Source organism: Pseudomonas sivasensis, assembly GCF_052938085.1.
The window spans coordinates 746,616-761,444 of record NZ_CP176442.1 but is presented as its reverse complement, the minus strand read 5'-3'; the positions used below and the strand labels follow the sequence as shown (position 1 = coordinate 761,444).

Here is a 14,829-nt window from a genome sequence, read left to right as displayed (position 1 = left end):
AAATCAATTAAGGGCTGACAATGACCTTGACGTCCGAGCCCGAGATGCTCTTGATGTATGAGTAGCTCGTCCCCAAGACGATCAACTGCTCCTTCGACACCTTCTTCGCCGATATCGCAGGTTGGACGATCACAAATTTGAAGATCAGCTCATGGTCGTGGCATTTGTTGCGCAATATTTCCAACTGCTGAGGCGTGCCTTTCAGGATTCTATCAAAGTCCTTCAGCAGTGATTGCTGGTAACGATCCATCAGTCGGTTGAAGAACTTATCGCCCGTGTACAGCCATTTCACTGATCTCGACGCCTGACCGCATACCTCATAGACGTCGGCGACGCGCGCCCCGGGCGCGGCCACGCCATTCGTCATAGGGCAGAATTTGCAATGGTAAAGGTCGACGTAGATGGCGCCCTTGTTTTCCCTAATTGCCACCAGATCAGCGATTTCGCCTTTGCCATCATCGTTGAAGACAATGGAGTAGTCATCAGTGATCCTGTCAAAGGTAAAGCCTTGTACTGAGTCATTACGTCGCTCTGCACGCATGGACTCTTGATGGATTTTCGTTGTTCCCCAATCCCAGGTTTCGAGCAAACCGGTAGGCAGTTTTACATCCATGCTGTTGAGCGAGTACTGACGGTAGTTACCTTGCACCATGGAGCCGTCGACCTTGAGCAATACAAGCGGCTCTGCATCCAGGTACGAGTCCAGTGGCATCTCGTGGGGGTAAAGTATCTTCACACCTGGACAGGAGGTCTTGTATCCGTCCTCCAACAACTTGATTGCTATGGTAGTGAGGCGACGCTCCTCGCCATCGTTACCCTCGACCAAAACCGGGATCTCCAGCGTCCGTGCACTACGGTACTCAGGCTTACCAAGCTCAACGTCGAGAAGGTTGAAAGTCTCTCCCTGAAAATACAGCGATATCCTTTGCTCGTTTTCAATCGCGATCGACACAGGCCAGTCTGCGTAGAACAGGCCTTCTGGCCATCTGTCCTTGATTTGGTCAGCACGCATGACATTTTTGAGTACGTCACCAGGGTCGATGGTGTTGTCGTTGAGTTTGACCGACATACGCTTGCACCACTCGACCCAGTAATTGATCGGAGAGGAGTTCATCTCCCAGATCTTGCCTTTGTGCGAGCAGCCAACCGTGGTTCGCTCACCATCCTCAAAACCGGTGGCGAAGATGTTGGATTTTGTCGCATTGCCCTTCTCAATGTCGCTAATTACCTGGTTGATATCGCGTCCCACGTGCATCGTAAACCGCAGGTCTTTCCGGGCGCGGGAAAGGCCAACGTTCTGCAGCTTCATCAGCTTAATGTCGTGGAGCGTACGGAAGGTCGGCTCACCATTGATGCGACGAGAGTCTTTGGTTACCAGGTTAAGAAAGCGAGCTGCCTGAGTGTCGTCACCAGAGGTGTGAATGAACAGGGTTTTCTGCGCCTTATTATAGAAAGCGATGTATAGATTCCAGTTGGTATCGACGATTTCTTCGGTCTGAGCCCAACCAACCAGCGTCTCTCGCCGAGTCACGACAATAACGGTATCCGCCTGATCATTGATCGAGATGTACTGAAGTGTCTCTCTGCGCCCATCCAGACCCTGCGCTCGCTGCGGTGTCCAGTCTTTGGGAGAGACGTGGTACGCCACGGCGCTGATTTTGGGGTTCGGGTTCAGCCCAAAAATCACCTGAGCATCGTCACCGTCAGCAAACTGCTCGTTGAAGTCCGCTTTCTCAATCTCCCGGTCGATCTTTTGCTCGCTCACGTTGCGAATGACTGCACCCCAGTCAGCACTCTCTTTATAGAGGTCGGCCATCTGGTGGTCGGTCTTCTGGTTGGCGATGTTCGCCACGAACTTGGCATCACCAAGAGCGGCATCAACCCTCGTCAACCGGCCAATGAATTGGAGCGTCACTGCCGGGCTTTGGTGTTGATCATGAATAGCGGCGATTTTGAGCTCGGGCAGATCGAAGCCTTCGCCAAGCATGTCGACGCAGACGATGATCCGGTGCTTCTTTTTGACGATCTCAGCCATCACCCCGGCTTGGTTCGGCACCTTACTGTGAATCAGGACTGGCGTGAGGTCGGGGTGCTGCTTGTAAATCTCAAACAGGTCTATCGCCCGCTTGTGCGACTTGGCCCGCACCATCATCAAGTGGTTGTACCCAGCCTTGAGGTCAGCCCTAAGCAGCTCAACAGCCTTGTCCGCGATGGCCTGATCAGAAAGCTTGAGGTTGTATTCTCGCACCGGATGGAACTCAATACCTTTGAAATAGCCATCAAGCTGCGCATCTCGGAGCGGATAGTTGTAGATGATCTTGCCGGCCAGAGCCAGACCATCCTCCCGGAATGGCGTCGCTGTGAACTGAATACAAGGTTTGCCTCTGAAGGCGGTTTTGATTCGGTTCCAACTCGCTGCCACGACATGGTGAGCCTCATCGATCATCAGGTGGCAGCATATGTTCACCAGCGCCCCCAAAGCAGCATCTTCGAATTGCAGCAAGGCCTGGGGAGTGGCCACAATGATGTTGGCAGTAGCTAATTCTGCAACCTGCGCCTCAGACAGCTTCGAATCGATGGCTGCAACAATGGGATTGCGCGCCTTTTCCGATACCGCCCCCACGGTGCGAAGCGTCTTCATCTCCGTGCACTTACCCACCAACTGCGTCCTGAGGGCGTCCGAGGGAACCAGGATCAAGGTTCTGGCCATCCTCGCAGCGATGATAAGCGCGAGCATGGTGTCGGTCTTCCCCGTACCGGTCGGCATGACCACTGTGGCGGTCGAAGAGGGATCAACCACCAGATGCCCCAAGGTGGCATAAAGCGCAGCCAGTTGCGGCTTGCGCAGCCCTGGTGCGTTCGTCTTGGGATCGTCGAGACGGAAATTGAAGAGATGGTTTTGCCAGCTCTGGTACACATCCAAATGCGTTATGACTACATCGTCCATGGCGATAACCTAGAGGCAGAAAAAACTTTTGGGAGAGGGTGGCGATATGGTAGCACGCCACCTATTGCTTGCATGACCTTAACCACTTAGACATAAGGACAAACCAGTCGAGCCGCGCGCAGGGTTGCCTGACTGTAGTGCCCGCTCGGTTTTGGTTTCGCCCAGCTTGCCTCCTGCGCAAGTGCAAGCGGGCTCACCTCTCTGCCTCTTGGATACGCCTGGCATGTCAAGTCGGCTGTGGGCCACGCCCCCGATGCGCATTGATTCGGCTGAAGACTGCGCTGAGCCGTCTACAACCGTACCGATCAAATCATTCATCAAAAACGGATATTCGATTCGAAAAAAACTCAACTCTACATCACTGCTTTGACATCCCACCATGGAGCTTCAAACCATGTCATTGCAGTGCCCTCGCTGTAACTCACCCAAAATCGCTTCCTTCCACCAAGCCATGAAAATTGCAGCTGCCCTCGGTACGGTCGGCGGCGCAGCACGCGGCGTCAGTGCAGCACTGGCTGGCGGTCAGGCGGGTGCCACCGTCGGCGCAGTCGTCGGCCCGTTCGGCGTCACTCTCGGAGCCGTCTCCGGCGCCATCCTAGGAGGACTTGTTGGCGGCGCTGGTGGCTGTGCATTAGGCGCTCAACTCGGCGACAAGCTTGACCGCCATGTACTCGCTCACAACCTCTGTCTGATCTGCGGGCATCGCTTCAACCTCCCAGCTTAATCCGTCCTCTACTCCTTTCTTTCTATTACCTCCGGACAGTGCCACGCGATGCGTGGCGTTTATGCCGACCTGCACTGCAAGGAACCTTAATCATGGCTCATCACATCGAACAAATGGCTTACGTAGGCACAACCCCGTGGCACGGCCTCGGCAGTCAACTGACTCAAAAACAACCTATCGAAATCTGGCAGCGTGAAGCCGGTATGGACTGGCAGATCCAGGAAAGCCCAGTTCACTTCAAGGCCGACGCTATCGGCCATATGGGCACTATTCACTCATTTCCGGAGCAAAAGGTGCTGTACCGTTCCGACACCAAAGCACCGTTGTCGGTGGTCTCCAACCGCTATCAAATTGTTCAGCCACGTGAGGTGATGGAGTTCTATCGAGACCTGACTGAAGTATCCGGCTATGAGCTGGAAACCGCTGGAGTGCTCAAAGGCGGTCGTAAGTTCTGGGCGCTAGCCCGAACCGGGCAAAGCACCGCACTGAAGGGCAATGATCAGGTAAACGGCTATTTGTTGCTGGCGACCTCCTGCGACGGCACGCTCGCCACCACGGCCACGCCGACCACCGTTCGCGTGGTCTGCAACAACACTTTGACCATCGCCCTGGATGGCACCACACGCGCCATCAAGGTGCCGCACAGCACCCGCTTCGATGCTCGGGTCGTCAAAAAGCAGTTGGGTGTAGCAGTCTCGCAATGGGACGAATTCATGTATCGCATGCGCGTGCTGGCCGAGCGTAAAGTCCAGTGGCACGAGGCTATGGGATTCTTCATGTCCGTGCTGTGTGAAGTAACGCCCAATAGCAAACTACCTGAAGTCCTCCCCAACGAACGTGCCCTGCGCAAAGTACAAAGCCTGTACGAAGGACGCGGACGGGGCGCAACGCTTGAGTCGGCGCAAGGCACTGCCTGGGGTCTGCTCAACGCCGTGACCGAGTATGTCGACCACGAGCGCAGAGCGCGTAGTAACGAGTACCGCATGGACTCCGCCTGGTTCGGCCAGGGGGCGCAAATCAAGCAACGGGCATTGGAGGCGGCCCTGCAACTCGCGGCCTGAAATGCCCTCTCCCCTTCAACCATAATGCCCGTTCAGCATCCAGCTCAACGGGCGTTTTGATGTCCGCAAGGTATCCCTTATGAAAGCGATTTCTAGAAATGAAAATGCTTACAAGAGCCGTCCGGCCCTTCGTTTAATCGGCACCAAGGAGCTTCCCCGTGAAGACTGGCTCGCCGTGCGCAAACAAGGCATCGGCAGCTCAGACGCAGGCGCAGCGGTTGGCCTGAACCCATATAAATCGCAGTTGGAGTTGTGGCTTGAAAAGACGGGACGGGATGCCACGTTACCGAAAATAGATCCTCATGATGAGGAAAGCCCTGCCTACTGGGGCAATGTGCTGGAGCCCATCGTGGCCTGGCACTACAGCAAACGCACCGGTAAGAAGGTGCGACGAATTAACGCGGTGCTACAGCACCCTGATCCAGAACTGCCCTGGATGCTCGCCAATATCGACCGTGAAGTGAACGGTGCCGACGATGTACAAATCCTTGAATGCAAGACTGCCGGCATAAACGGAGCACGCCTCTGGAAAGAAGGCGTGCCCGAGTATGTGCAATTACAGGTCATGCACCAGCTGGCCGTCACCGGCAAGCAGGCGGCTGATGTTGCAGTTCTACTGGGCGGCCAGCATCTAGAGATCTACCGCATCGAACGGGACGAGCAGATGATTGCTCGCCTAATCGAACTGGAACGCAAGTTCTGGCATTACGTACAAACCGACACCCCGCCACCGGTCGATGGGAGTGCCTCATCTGAAGCGGCCCTGCGTTGCCTCTACCCTCAGGACAACGGCCAAACCGTGGACTTCACCGCCAATGCTGGATTGGCCGCGACCTACTTGGAGCTCAAAGCTATTCGACAGTCCATTACGGCAAAAGAAAGCCGCGAATCTCAACTGAAACAGATCCTGCTGCAAGCCATGGGCGAAGCCACACGTGCGCAGTTCAGCAATGGCTTTATCAGTTGGAGACGCTCCAAAGACAGCACCGTGCTCGATGTCGAGCGCCTGCTGAAGGAGAAGCCCTATCTGCAAGTCCGCTTCAGCAAGCGCAAGGAAGGCAGCCGCCGCTTCCTTATCAACTGATCTTTTTCCTCTCTGGCCATCCTTACGAGATTCAGCTTTCGGGTGGCCATTTTCACTTCCAAGGAGAAGCACCATGCTCAAAGGCCTGGTCATTACACCGCCCGTGCTCGGACGTATTTCCATTGGCAAAATCGTCGAGAAAAACGGTAAGCGCTTACCGGAGAAAGACGATCAATTCACGATCACCTCACAGGTGCAAAGCAGGGACGGCTGGTTGCTGCACCCACTTAACGAAGAACTGCGCCAGGGTAAGGAGGACAAACTGCGTAGCATTCCAGTACGTCTATTGTTCAACGAACCGGAGCTAAACTTCCGGGCAGACTACACCCTGTTCGACCGGCAATCCGGACGCCCGCGATGTGTCGGCAACGGCGAAATCTGCAAACGCATGACCCAGGACGGCATGCAGTCGCTGCCCTGCCCTTCGCCGGATGCTTGCCTACTGGCCAAGGGAGGTGCCTGTAAGCCTTATGGCCGACTGAATGTGATCATTGGTGATGAGGATTCGCTGGGTAGCTTTGTGTTCCGCACCACCGGTTTCAATAGCATTCGCACCCTCGCCGCTCGTCTACATTACTTCCAAGCAATCTCAGGCGGTCGACTGGCCTGCATACCGCTGGAGCTGCGTCTACGCGGCAAGTCCACTCGCCAGAGCCACGGTACTCCGATTTTCTACGTCGACCTCACGGTACGTAGTGGCATGGACATGACCGAAGCACTACAGAAGGCGAGCGAACTTGATACACAGCGCATAGCAGTTGGTTTCGACCAGACGGCTCTGGATGACGCCGCTCGCCGGGGTTTCGGCAATGGCGCCTTCGAAGACAGTGAGGAGGATAGTCACGTCGTAATCGAGGAGCTCTTTGGAAACATGGAGGCTGCTAGCACCAAAAGCCAAGGTGAGTCGCTACCAACGACCAACTCCCTTGCGGACAAGTTGGAATCTCTCGCTTCGCAGGCCAACTAAGTCACACCTGCCTGTGCTGAGGACATCGGCGAGGCAAAAGCTCTGGGACCCTCATGATGGAGCCAATCAGCCGCGATCAAGTCTGGTGACAAGACGCTCCACCATATCCAGGACAAAGTCGCGGTCATGCGCCCCAAGTCTGGAGAGTAAACCACAAAGCCTGCGCGCCTGGTCCTCTGGGCGAGAACTCCCTTCGGTCAGCAAATCAGCGGTTTCACAACCAAAAACTGCCGCCAACTCAACCAAGCGCTCGATGTTAGGCATGACGATTCCGCGCTCGATACGGGATACAGCCTCGCTTCCAACTCCAAGCTTTTCCGCAACCTGCTCCTGGTTCAGTTTGCAACGAACGCGCTGGCGGGCAATCGCCTGCCCAACGAGTTCTGCCAGCTGCTTCGATTTGGTTTTTGACATGCCACCCTCCAGTCCAACCTGGATGGTTGATCATCAACCCGTTGACATGAAGGACCTTACAGGCCGAAACTCACCTCGAAAGGTTGATATTCGACTCATCTTTTAACTACCACCTCTTGCAAGGAGCTCAGAAAAACCATGAATGTCATAAAAGGCCTGAACGAATCGCAAATTGAAGATCTCGTGAGAAGCAAAACGTCCTTCGAGGTCCATGGCCTCAGAGGCAACTTCATGCCAGGTATCAAACTTGTAGAAACCAAGATTGAAAGCCAGGGACTGAAGTGTCGAATCAAAAGCGACGTGAAAGGCGCTATCGCTCAAGGCGGTATATTAGGAGCTGTAATTGGAGCTGCATCTCTGCCTGTTGGGGTCGTCTTAGCCGCTGCTGCTACCGTCGCCAGTACTGGCCATACTCTAGCCACCTACAACCCCGACTACGAAATCATAAAAGACTACGTTAATAAAAAACTGAAAGTCATCTACAAAAAATAGCAATCAACACAGTTAGCCCGCGCTCGCACTCACGCTCAAAAAGCCTATGAATACCGACCGTAACCAATAAAAATTAAAATATTGGACATTCCAAATGGCAAATATCAGCCTACCAAAAATAATACTAAGCATTGGTTTTATAAGCGCAACATTTTTTGCTTACGAGGCTTTCACAAGAAACACCGTAGAAAATTTAGACTCACATAAAAAACTAATCGACGCTGGACTTTCTGAACACTGGAAAAATGGGAACGTTATTTTGTTAATAAGGCACGAAGAGCGCTGTGATCGCTCAAACACCCCCTGCTTAGGCCCAGACGAAGGAATCACAGCCTTTGGAAGCGAGAGAGCAAAAGAAACAGGCATTCGTTTAAAAGCACACTTTGAATTTGACGATGCAGTTATTTTCACCAGCCCAATGACTAGAACAGTTCAAACATCCGACTTCATGCTAGGCAAAGCGAGCCTGCTATCCGATAGAGAGGCCATTTGCGGAAACGACATCGTGGATAAGCTACTCGAACACAAACACTCCGGCAGAAATCTTATAGTGATGACCCACAACACATGCATGAAAGATTTAATAAGATCCAGCGGACACAGGCATTCATGGATCCCCGAATACGGGAGCCTCCTATTTTCAAAAACAACAAGCAAATATGAAATACAGATTGTCGGCACGTTAAATGCTGACGACATCCCTAAACACCCATCACCGATTTAACACCAAAAGCCATTCACAAAGAACTTACAAAAGAATCCAACCGCTTCCTTCCTCCCACCCTGAGTTTAAGACAGTGAATATAAAATCAATTGCACTCAAAGCAGCAGGCTGCTTGACGCTTGCACTTTCATTGAACGCACAAGCCGAAGTTGACTACGGGTACATGTATCCGCCCATGTTGCCGAATGAACAAACCATGAACGACTTACCGTATGCCATTCCGTGCGCAGAGGCTAAAAATCAGTACGGAACAAAATTTTACCGTTGCACCTGGTACAGCATTCCAAGAAATATTAGTCAGTGGAATGCAGAACAGCAGCGCAATGTTACATTCAGCAACCACATAAGCGGTAAATGTGTGCGAGGCACTTGCCGTGCATCCAATGGTTCAGGCATCTATGGCATGTACGGCCAAGACCTCAGCTTTAGTCTTTCAATTTACTATTACATCTACGAAAGTGAGGATGGTTATCCGATTGCCTATCGCATGGATGGTGGGCCAAATAAAAAGGGGAAAGAGGTTACCTACGCTCAATCCCGAAAAATACTTCAGGACTTCTTGCTTGATCACGGCATCAGCAAAACGAGCGCAAAAGACGCTATTGCTGCCTACTCGTTGGACGCGAATGCAACGAGTGACTCGTCAGTCGATGATGCGCCACAGGTCGAAAAGACACCCATGACAAAACCCACAAAAGCCATCGAAGTAAAAGAAGCCTGGTGCAATCCGCGTGCAGATGATGAATGCACCATCAATAACAAGAAAGTACCCAAGGCGGAGCTCAAGCAATACCTGCCGGCGGTATATGAACTAGAAGTGCTCAATTCTGGCGGGCACTGTGAGTATCCAATTTGCTATGACAAAAATGATAAACCGGTAGGAATTCATTGATACATATAGGCATGGGAACTTCCCCCATGCCTTATTTTTATATGAGGAACTTCGTTACTAAAAAACATAACACAACCGAAACAACAGACCGTTAGCTATTTAGCTCGCCGTGAATCTCTATTCAAGAGAGAAAGATATTTTTCCTTACGTACAAAGCACCCATTGCAACTTACATTTAGGCTACCGCACAAAATCATCCACCCGCCGCGCCAACAGACGCGTCGGTGTGAAATATACCCGCAATCGCGAACTTGCTCCGAGTTCTCCACTTGAACTGAGGATATTATCGAAAACATATTGAATAAAAAAGCCCTGCCTGAGTAACGCTTTAGCGGCTCAATACAGGACTTTTCTTTTTTTCATCGTCCTTGATAAGCAACAGATCATTTTTTAATTTTATCTGTCTGGGCGTTAATTCTGCTTACTTAACCAGCTCCATCAGCTTCCCGAAGCTGTTCACCACATCGTACTTGACGTTCTCGGGGGCATACTTCCTATTGATCTCGTCGAAGAACTTCCGTGCACATTCGATTTTTGTAGCCTCAATCGGGCGCAGATCCATTGATGACATTGAGCCCTTGGTTTCAGCCACAAAGTACACATGCTTGATCGCTCCTTCCTTGAACGAAATTGCCCAGTCGGGGTTGTAATCGCCAACCGGCGTGGGGATCAGGAAGCCGCGTGGTAACTTGGCGTACACGACCACGTCAGTACAGGTATCCAGCTCTTTCACAAAGTCGCGTTCGATGCCGGAGTCGGTGATTACGTAGTCGTAGATGTGACGGTTGAGCTTGTCACCGGCCTTACTGAAGTCCTGCTTGGTCTGGCCACAGGTGAAGATGTCCAAATCAAACTTGTCCTCAACAGGGTCGTAGGCCAAGTGTTCAATGATCATCGTCGCCTTCTGCTCATTGATCAGTCGAATTGCTTCGGCGATGAAGCTTTCAGGATTGGTACGAAACTGCGCAAATATCGCCACACTGATGCCCTTAAGGATGTCCGCCGTAGCGCGTCGCGTCAGTTGCGTACCCTCGGCGACCTTACCAATGAGGTCGTACTTCACCGTTGAATGAATTGACTGCTTGTCGTACTCAACAGTCGTTTCAGAAACCTTGAAACCATCACCGCTCTTCAGCGCATCGGCAGTTACCTGATCGATCTGCTCACCTTTCTGGATTGTGTACTGCAAGGGCGTCACTCGTAGGCTCTTGTCCAGCTCCTCGACTGCTTTCTTGACCAGTTCCGCCGAATCAAAGTCAACACTGTAGGCGGCCTTGCGATTGATCCGATTCCACAGTTCCTTGAATTCCTGTTTGTCGAAGTTACTGTTGAGCGGATTCTTCTTTGGCCGACGGTCGTCGCTGATTTCAAACATCTGACTGTAGCTGAAGACGCTATCGATTAGCTGGTACACCTGCTCGGCATGAGGCTGCAGCTCCGGGGGCAGCGGAGCCAGGGTGCCTTCCTTCTTGGCGTCGTGGTACGCGCCTGTAATGCGGTCAGCATCGTCGCTGTAGTCGTTCTTGAGCAGGTATTTGTAGATCTGCTTGGCCAATTGCGGCGTGACTTCAATATCGCCAGTTGGGGTCTTGAGTACCTTACCAGTGAAATAGGCTTCGTCAGCGACCTTAGGACGCGCTGATAAAGACTCGCTGATGTCTTTCTGCAGCGCAGATACGAAGTCCTTATAGCTCTCGCTTGCCACTACGGTTAGCACGTTTACGTCATGGACGATGGCGGGATGATCCATTCGGTCACCGCTCTGGTTAACGGACAAGCGTAAACCACGACCTACCTCCTGCCGCCGCGAGATGGTGTTGTCGCTGTGCTTGAGCGCACAAATGACGAACACGTTAGGATTGTCCCAGCCTTCACGCAAAGCGGAGTGCGAAAAGATAAAACGTACTGGCTCGTCGAATGACAGCAAGCGCTCCTTGTCCTTCAGGATCAGATCGTAGGCATCCACATCATTGGACAGCCCTGCATTTTCTCCGCGTTTCTCCACATCGGGATCGGCCAGCCGCTTAGTCTTCCTGTCGATGGAGAAGTAGCCGCTGTGCGTCCTGCCTGCATCAATACCCTTCAGGTACTTGATATACGGCGTTTCATCCAGGTCCAGCACCTCGTTCAGGTACTGGCGGTACTCCTCTTCAAAGATACGTGCGTAGTCGCCTTTCTCGTCCGCTGCCGAGTAATCGCGGTACTTGGCCACTTCATCGATGAAGAACAAGGTCAACACCTTGATACCTTGTTGGAATAGGGCCAGCTCTTTATCGAAGTGTGCCTTGATGGCTTCCCGAATCTGGATGCGGCGCAGCGCTTCTTCGTTGACATCCCCGGTGGCCTCGCCAACAAAGAGCTCCACGCCGTTCGTGAAACTCAGGGTATCCGTGTTGGCATTGATGTCCGCGACCACATAGCCACGGTACTGATCCAGCTCGTTTGAAAAGCCACCAGAGAAGAGGTTGTCGCCCTTGGAGAGCTTGCGCACTACACGCTTGATCTCGCCGCTTTTCAGCTTCTGCTCGAACTCAACACGGGCCACAGGTGCCTTGCTCGAAATCTCGATGGACTGCAGGTACAGATAGGCATTGGAGCCCGCCAGCCCCTTCACTGATATGCCGCGTACTGCGATTTTCTTCACCAGCTTCTGGTTGTAGGCGTCCAACGCGTCCAGCCGATGGATCTTGTTGTGCGTGGTCTTGTGAGTGGCCGAGTAGCGCAACACCATCAGCGCCTTGAATTCCTCCAAGGACTTCAGGGTTGCCGCACCCTCCATTTTTTGTGGCTCGTCCAGAATCAGAATCGGCCGATTGGCGCTGATCACATCAATCGGGCGGCGCGACTGAAAATCATCGAGCTCGTCATAGATGCGCCGGTTGTCAGCGCCACGGGCAGCAAACGCCTGCACGTTGATCACCATCACGTTTATCCCCGCATCCGACGAAAAGCTCTCCAGATGGTGCAACTGCTTGGAGTTATAGATGAAGAAGCGCGCCTTCTTGTGGTACGTCTCCAGAAAGTGCTCGGCCGTGATTTCCAGCGACTTGGCCACACCCTCGCGGATGGCAATGCTGGGCACAATGATGATGAACTTGCTCCACCCGTACTGTTTGTTTAACTCAAAGATCGTCTTGATGTAGCAATAGGTCTTGCCAGTTCCTGTTTCCATTTCGATGTCGAGATGGATGTTAGAGACTGCCTTGGCAATGTCCTTGTATTGTTTCGCAGCGGGAACACGTTCCTTATTCCCGTTGACTGTGAAAAAATCATAAAGCGAGCTCGACATAGGCAAATTCTGCCCTCGCTGCACATGCTGAATGTTCTCCTGCACGGCGACGTCAGTCAGCTGCAAGTCAGCGTTCTTAAATCCTGAACCGACTTCCGCGGTACTGCCAATAATCCGCCCCTTCTTGATCTTGCCCGGATCAATGCGATAGCCGATAGCCTTCGCTGAAGCAGGTGGCTGCCCCTTGAAGCAGTCGACTACAGCTTGCACCGCTGCTGTCTGATAGGTCTGCGTCTTGAATTTGAGCTTCATCGCGCGCGCCTCAGATGCATTTGACTTCGGTGGAGGGCGACAAGAGCTTGAATATCTGCTCGACGTTGATTTTGACGGCGCTATCTTTGTAACCTGCATCGCGGAAGACCACACGAAGCGGCTGCTGCTTGGCCAGTTCCTTCACGAACGCTTCGTCGATGCTGCCGCTGGTATCGAAACACGTGGCAAGCGCATTGCCATCGACAAAGAGAACGTCTTTGCCTTGAATGGACTGCTTGGTAATGGGCAGGGCCAAATCAACGCCCCAATCCAGCATTACTTGGAACAGCAGATCCTCGGGCGTGCGATCGGGCTTGATGTTGTCGACGAACAGATCGAAATTAGCTCCGTCCAGCGAATCTGGTGCGTAATAGACATCGGCCATGTTAGATGTGTCGACCTTAAGAACGCGGAAACCGTTCAACGTAGCCGCCTCATTCTTCTCCTCATCGAATAGCCGTTTAAGCACTCTACGAATTCGTTCCTTAGAAAGGGACGCCACATTTTCAGGAAGTCCATGCTCTCTGCAAAATTTGAGAGCGACAGCCTGCGCCTTGTTGTCCTCATAGAGTGACTCAGGGAGCTGAACTAATACAAAACGTCTATCTCCATCATCTTGTCGATTTATATTCAGCACAGCATGAGCAGTTGTGGCTGACCCGGCAAAGAAATCCATGACAATATCGCAACCATACTTACTGGTAGCTATCTGAACTATCCTTTCGAGCAAACTCACAGGCTTAGGGTGATCAAACACCTTTCTCCCACCGAATATTTCGTTTAGCTCACGTGTGGCTTTCTTGTTGCCATCTATATCACTCCAACTATTTGAAGAGTACTTAAGCGCCTCACCAATGTAGTGTTTTTGGTAAACCTGCCAGCGCTCCACTCCCCCCTTGGCAACCTTTTTCCATTCAATGAGGTCGTCGCGAGACATTTCTTCGTATTTGGCTTGGCCACATACCCAACGGCTTTCCCAACCTTCCGGAGCAAGCGGGTAGACAGCTGTTCCATCGGGGGCGTACACAGGAAAAAACATGGTAGGCCGGTCTTCTCTTCTATTTTCGCCCCCTGTTCTGCGCAAGGATCTAAGTAAATATCGGCCACGTACATCTTCTTGGTCATATATTCTTAAATCATCCTCACCCATAGGGAGCGGATTGAACTCAAACCGATCTGACTTTGAATAGATTAGGATGTAATCGAACTCACTGGATATTTTCTGATTTCCGCTGCCCATTCGTGTTCCAGTTGCACGAGAAACCAGACCTCTATAGTTGCTTTCTCCAAAGGTTTCATCGCAAACCGCCTTTAGAGAACATAACTCGTCGTCTCCAATCGAGATAAATATTGCACCGTCATCACGAAGCAGATTCCTTGCCAGTTTCAAACGCGGGTAAATCATCGATATCCAGTCAGAGTGAAACCTCCCGTTGGTTTCAGTGTTTGCAACTAGCCGAATGCCCTCTTCATCTTTCTGATTTGACTTCTTCAGGAATTCCTCAGCGCTTTCGGAGAAGTCGTCTTCATAAATAAAGTCACTCCCAGTGTTATACGGCGGGTCAATGTAGATTAGCTTGACCTTGCCGAGGTAGGTTTCCTGCAGCAACTTGAGCGCATCGAGGTTGTCACCTTCGATGAACAGGTTCTTCGAAGTATTGAAGTCCACACTTTCTTCGCGTAAAGGCCGCAGCGTCTTAGCAATCGGTGCGTTAGCAGTCAGCAAGGCCTCGCGCTTTCCTGGCCAGTTCAAGTGATAACGCTCCTGTGGCCCTTCGACAATCGAATCAGCGAGCTCCTGCCGCAGTTGGTCAAAATCGACCGCCAGCTTCGCACTGCCGTCTTCACCCCTGGCCTCAGTGACGCAGCCCGGAAACAGATCCCGAATGCGGGCGATGTTGTCCTGTGTGATATTGGGTGAGTGCATTTTCAGTTTTTCCATGTTCTTTTCCTCTAGCAGCCGTGCTTCCGTAAAAGAAGCTC

At 52.1% G+C, this 14,829-nt stretch carries 11 protein-coding genes; 7 read left to right on the top strand and 4 right to left on the bottom strand.

From position 1 onward, the window contains the following. Window positions 1-7: 7 nt before the first annotated feature. Window positions 8-2,947: a DEAD/DEAH box helicase gene (locus ACKZ62_RS03655; RefSeq protein WP_447096341.1), complete on the bottom strand. Its 2,940-nt coding sequence runs from the start codon at window positions 2,945-2,947 to the stop codon at window positions 8-10. A gap of 451 nt (window positions 2,948-3,398) precedes the next feature. Between ACKZ62_RS03655 and ACKZ62_RS03650 the strand changes: the two genes are divergently transcribed. The 4 genes from ACKZ62_RS03650 to ACKZ62_RS03635 all read left to right on the top strand — a co-directional run bounded on the left by ACKZ62_RS03650 (window position 3,399) and on the right by ACKZ62_RS03635 (window position 6,783). Then, entirely contained in the window at window positions 3,399-3,671 is a 273-nt protein-coding gene (locus ACKZ62_RS03650; RefSeq protein WP_447096340.1) for a hypothetical protein, read from the top strand. A gap of 92 nt (window positions 3,672-3,763) precedes the next feature. Next, complete coding sequence (locus tag ACKZ62_RS03645) at window positions 3,764-4,732, top strand: DUF932 domain-containing protein (protein ID WP_447096339.1); 969 nt, start codon at window positions 3,764-3,766, stop codon at window positions 4,730-4,732. A gap of 79 nt (window positions 4,733-4,811) precedes the next feature. Next, entirely contained in the window at window positions 4,812-5,816 is a 1,005-nt protein-coding gene (locus tag ACKZ62_RS03640; RefSeq protein ID WP_447096338.1) for a YqaJ viral recombinase family nuclease, read from the top strand. A 73-nt stretch (window positions 5,817-5,889) separates the two neighbouring features. Beyond that, a complete protein-coding gene (locus ACKZ62_RS03635) occupies window positions 5,890-6,783 on the top strand; it encodes a recombination directionality factor (RefSeq protein ID WP_447096337.1) in 894 nt (297 codons plus the stop codon). Between the two features lie 66 nt (window positions 6,784-6,849). Here the strand turns inward: ACKZ62_RS03635 and ACKZ62_RS03630 are convergent, their stop codons facing one another. Then, window positions 6,850-7,197 (bottom strand): helix-turn-helix domain-containing protein, encoded by a 348-nt coding sequence (locus ACKZ62_RS03630; RefSeq protein WP_447096336.1) that lies wholly within the window; start codon window positions 7,195-7,197, stop codon window positions 6,850-6,852. Between the two features lie 138 nt (window positions 7,198-7,335). Here ACKZ62_RS03630 and ACKZ62_RS03625 point away from each other — a divergent pair, with 138 nt between their 5' ends. From ACKZ62_RS03625 to ACKZ62_RS03615, 3 genes are all read left to right on the top strand, one after another. After that, window positions 7,336-7,689, top strand: coding sequence for a hypothetical protein (locus ACKZ62_RS03625; protein ID WP_401335797.1), 354 nt, complete (start codon window positions 7,336-7,338; stop codon window positions 7,687-7,689). A 94-nt stretch (window positions 7,690-7,783) separates the two neighbouring features. Further along, window positions 7,784-8,413: a histidine phosphatase family protein gene (locus ACKZ62_RS03620; protein ID WP_447096335.1), complete on the top strand. Its 630-nt coding sequence runs from the start codon at window positions 7,784-7,786 to the stop codon at window positions 8,411-8,413. A 196-nt stretch (window positions 8,414-8,609) separates the two neighbouring features. Next, window positions 8,610-9,305 (top strand): hypothetical protein, encoded by a 696-nt coding sequence (locus ACKZ62_RS03615; RefSeq protein WP_447096334.1) that lies wholly within the window; start codon window positions 8,610-8,612, stop codon window positions 9,303-9,305. A 421-nt stretch (window positions 9,306-9,726) separates the two neighbouring features. Here ACKZ62_RS03615 and ACKZ62_RS03610 read toward each other — a convergent pair whose 3' ends face one another. Then, complete coding sequence (locus ACKZ62_RS03610) at window positions 9,727-12,846, bottom strand: type III restriction-modification system endonuclease (protein WP_447096333.1); 3,120 nt, start codon at window positions 12,844-12,846, stop codon at window positions 9,727-9,729. A 10-nt stretch (window positions 12,847-12,856) separates the two neighbouring features. Beyond that, window positions 12,857-14,788, bottom strand: coding sequence for a site-specific DNA-methyltransferase (locus ACKZ62_RS03605; protein ID WP_447096332.1), 1,932 nt, complete (start codon window positions 14,786-14,788; stop codon window positions 12,857-12,859). Between the last annotated feature and the right edge of the window lie 41 nt (window positions 14,789-14,829).

Bases quoted from the DNA above. Each gene is read 5' to 3' on its own strand.
- ACKZ62_RS03630 (WP_447096336.1), bottom strand. From the start codon at position 7,197: ATGTCAAAAACCAAATCGAAGCAGCTGGCAGAACTCGTTGGGCAGGCG.
- ACKZ62_RS03655 (WP_447096341.1), bottom strand. From the start codon at position 2,947: ATGGACGATGTAGTCATAACGCATTTGGATGTGTACCAGAGCTGGCAA.
- ACKZ62_RS03615 (WP_447096334.1), top strand. From the start codon at position 8,610: ATGAACGACTTACCGTATGCCATTCCGTGCGCAGAGGCTAAAAATCAG.
- ACKZ62_RS03605 (WP_447096332.1), bottom strand. From the start codon at position 14,788: ATGGAAAAACTGAAAATGCACTCACCCAATATCACACAGGACAACATC.
- ACKZ62_RS03620 (WP_447096335.1), top strand. From the start codon at position 7,784: ATGGCAAATATCAGCCTACCAAAAATAATACTAAGCATTGGTTTTATA.
- ACKZ62_RS03650 (WP_447096340.1), top strand. From the start codon at position 3,399: ATGAAAATTGCAGCTGCCCTCGGTACGGTCGGCGGCGCAGCACGCGGC.
- ACKZ62_RS03625 (WP_401335797.1), top strand. From the start codon at position 7,336: ATGAATGTCATAAAAGGCCTGAACGAATCGCAAATTGAAGATCTCGTG.
- ACKZ62_RS03640 (WP_447096338.1), top strand. From the start codon at position 4,812: ATGAAAGCGATTTCTAGAAATGAAAATGCTTACAAGAGCCGTCCGGCC.
- ACKZ62_RS03635 (WP_447096337.1), top strand. From the start codon at position 5,890: ATGCTCAAAGGCCTGGTCATTACACCGCCCGTGCTCGGACGTATTTCC.
- ACKZ62_RS03645 (WP_447096339.1), top strand. From the start codon at position 3,764: ATGGCTCATCACATCGAACAAATGGCTTACGTAGGCACAACCCCGTGG.
- ACKZ62_RS03610 (WP_447096333.1), bottom strand. From the start codon at position 12,846: ATGAAGCTCAAATTCAAGACGCAGACCTATCAGACAGCAGCGGTGCAA.